Genomic DNA, 3,270 nt, shown 5'->3' on the forward strand with positions numbered 1-3,270 from the left:
GCCGCCGCCTCCCTGGTCGTCGTCGGCGAGAAGAAGCGCGGCAAGAGCTCCACCATCAACAGCCTGGTCGGCGTCTGGGACCTGCTCCCGGTCGACGCCGACGTCGCCACCGGGGTGCACGTCGTCGTCCGGCACGGCGAACGTCCGCGCGCCGAGGCCTTCCTCCTCCCCACCGCCGCCTCCCCGGACGGCCCCGACGGCGTGCCGCGCCCGGAGCCGGTCCCGCTGGAGCGGATCGCCGAGTACGCCGCCGTCGACCCGGCCACCGGCCGACCGCACCGCCTCGACGTGCACCACGTGGAGGTCGAACTGCCCGTCCCGCTGCTCGCCGCCGGCCTGGAACTCGTCGACACCCCGGGCGTCGGCGGCCTGGTCAGCGGTCACGCCCAACTCGCCCTGGCCGCACTGGAGAACGCCGACGCGCTGGTCTTCGTCGTCGACGGCTCCAGCGAACTCACCCGCTCCGAACTGGACTTCCTCGCCCGCGCCACCGAACGCACCGCCGAGACGGTGTTCGTGCTCACCAAGACCGACAGCCACGACGCCTGGCCCACCGTCCTCGAACGCAACCGCGAACTGCTCGCCCGGCACGCCCCCCGGCACGCCGACGCCCCCTGGTTCCCGGTCAGCAACCGCGCCCGCCGGGACGCCGCCGAAGCCGCCGACGCGGGTGAACTCCAGGACGCCGAGGAGCTGTTGGAGGAGAGCGGATTCGAGCCGCTGGACGCGCTGCTGCGCCGCCGGATCGCCTCGCGCGCCGCCGAGCTGCGCCTGGCCAACGTGGTGCACGTCGCCCTCGCCGCGCTCGCCGTCCCGCTCGCCGAGCAGGAGCTGCGCCTGCGCTCGCTCCACCAGGACCCCACCCTGGCCGCCGAGGTCGAGCGCGCCGAGGAGGCGCTGCGCCTGCTCCAGCCGGAGAGCGCCCAGTGGCGGCGCGCCCTCGGCACCGGCGCCCGCGACCTCAAGAACACCCTGCAGCTCGGCTTCCGGCGCAGCCTCAACGACGTCCGTCAGCACGCCGAGGCGAGGATCGCCACCTCCGAACCGACCGCCCTGGCCCAGGAGTTCCCGGCCGAGCTGGAGGCCCAGGTGGAGGCGGTCTGGCTGCAGCTGGACAACGCCGCCCGGCGCGGCCTGGCCGTGCTGGAGGAGCGGGTGCGGCGCGAGTGCGCCACGGTGCTGGACGCCGGTCGGACGGACTCCGGTCGGGCGGGCGGCGAAGGGGCCGGCGCGGAGCTCGCGGTGACCGACGACGGCGCCGTCATCCGGGCCGAACGCGCCGCCGCCCTGCCGGAGATGGTGCACACCACGCACCAGGAGGGCGGCGCCCTGGGCATGATCGAGAGCGTCATCCCGTCGGTCGGCACCGCCGCCACCTTCGGCACCGTGGTCGCCCTGGTCACCAGCAGCGTGCTGCTGCCCGCCGTGGCCAGTTACGCGATGCTCGCCGTGCTCACCCGCCGCCGTCGCCGGCGCGCCGAACTCGGCCGGGTGCGCGGCGACGCCACCCGCCACCTCAACCGGGTGCTCACCGAGCTGAGCACCGAGATCCCCGCCCAGATCACCAGCCACGTCGACGAGCTGACCGACCGGCTCGCCGCCGCGCTCGACCAGGCGATCGCCGACGAGCGGCTCCGGCTGGAGCGCCAGCTCGTCGACCACCGGCGCAACCTGGCCACCGCGACGGCCGACCTCGCCGCCGCCCGGGACCGCGCCAAGCGCCGGATCGGCTCGCTCACCGCCCTGCGCGACGAAGGCCTCGCCCTCTCCCACGGCCTCGGCGCCACCCCCGGCACGCCCGACCCGGACAGGAGCTGACCGGATGGACCTGACGAACCTGCGGGTGGTCGCCCTCGGCCACAGCAGCGCGGGCAAGAGCAGCTACCTCGCCGCGGCGTTCACCCACCTCGCCGCCGGGCGCAAGGGCTTCCGGCTGGTCGCCGCGGACAGCGCGGTCGCGAGCCGGCTGAAGGACACCGGAAAGCGGTTGGCGAAGGGGATCTATCCGCCGCCGACCTCCCGGAGCACCGACCTGGAGGCCGTACTGGAGTACGGGCGCAGGGAGGTCACGGGCTTCCACTGGACCGACTACCGGGGCGGCGCGCTCACCGACTCGGCCGCCGACGACCCGGAGACCGCGCGGCTGCTGGGCCGCCTCACCGACGCCGACGCGGTGGTGGTCTTCGCCGACGCCCACCGCCTCGCCACCGACCCCGACTCCCACGACGAGGTGCGCCGCACCGTCGTGCTGCTGCACCGGGCCGTCGGCGACGGGTCCACCCCGCTGCCGATCGTCCTCGCCTACACCAAGTCCGACCTGCTCGCCGGACCCGCCGACTGGGCCCGGGCCCGGGCCGCCGCGGCCCCGCTGGAGGAACTGCTCGCCGGCGGCGGACGGGTCCGCGGGGCGACGGTCGCGGTCTCCTGCGGGCGCTCGCCGCGCGGGGTCGCCGTGCCGGTCCTGTGGTGCCTGTCCACCCTGCTCGACCACCGGGCGCGGCAGGCCGAGAACCGCCTGGAGACGGCGAACGGCTTCGTCAAGGACCTGCGCCGGGAGGCCAACGGGATCGACAGCCTGGTCTCCTGGTTCAAGGGGGTGGAGAGTGCGGCCAAGCGGCTCGCGTACTGGGAGGGAGAGGTGCGGGAGCGCAAGGAGGAGGTGGCCGGGCTGAGCCGACCCGCCCGCCGCCTGGCCAAGTTGCTGGAGCGCGAGCAGCGCGGCACCGCCCCGCCGGCCGGCGCGTCCGCCCCGGCGGTGACCCGGTGACCGTCCCGCCGGCCGGAGCGGAACAGGCCGGAGCGGAACAGGCCGGAGCGGAACAGGCCGGAGCGGAACAGGCCGGACCGGAACGGGCCGGGGCGCAACCGGCCGGCACCGAACTCGCCCCGGTGGTGGCCGGGTTCTGCGCCGAGCTGGCCGGACGGCTGCCCCCGGGCCCGTCCGCCGACGGGGTGCGCGCCGTCCACGAGCGGCTGGCCGAGCGCACCCTGCGGATCGCCGTCGGCGGCCGGATGAACGCGGGCAAGTCCACCCTGGTGAACTCCCTGCTCGGCCGCCGGCTCGCCGCCTCCGCCGCCACCGAGTGCACCACGCTGGTCGCCTGGTTCCGCCCCGGCCGGCTCAACCGGCTCCAGGTCCGGCTGCGCGACGGCACCACCCAGTGGCGGCCCGGCGGCCTGCCGCGCGACCCCCGGGACCTCGGCGGGGACGCCGACCGGCTCGCCGAGGTGGTCGTGGAGGCCGCCGGACTGCGGCCCGCCGGTGACTGC

Annotated in this window: 3 protein-coding genes; all 3 read left to right on the forward strand. The window is 76.2% G+C overall.

Features of this window, described 5'->3' with window-relative positions; genetic code table 11:
* Positions 1-1,818, forward strand: a 1,818-nt coding sequence (locus ABD308_RS37175) for a dynamin family protein (RefSeq protein WP_344345007.1), incomplete at its 5' end; no start/stop codon positions are given.
* A gap of 4 nt (positions 1,819-1,822) precedes the next feature.
* Entirely contained in the window at positions 1,823-2,767 is a 945-nt protein-coding gene (locus ABD308_RS37180) for a TRAFAC clade GTPase domain-containing protein (RefSeq protein WP_344345009.1), read from the forward strand.
* The coding region (locus tag ABD308_RS37185; RefSeq protein ID WP_344345011.1) for a GTPase at positions 2,764-3,270 on the forward strand (507 nt) is incomplete at its 3' end. The genes ABD308_RS37180 and ABD308_RS37185, both read left to right, overlap by 4 nt.

The organism is Kitasatospora putterlickiae (genome assembly GCF_039527695.1).
In the GTDB taxonomy this organism is placed as follows: Bacteria; Actinomycetota; Actinomycetes; order Streptomycetales; family Streptomycetaceae; genus Kitasatospora; species Kitasatospora putterlickiae.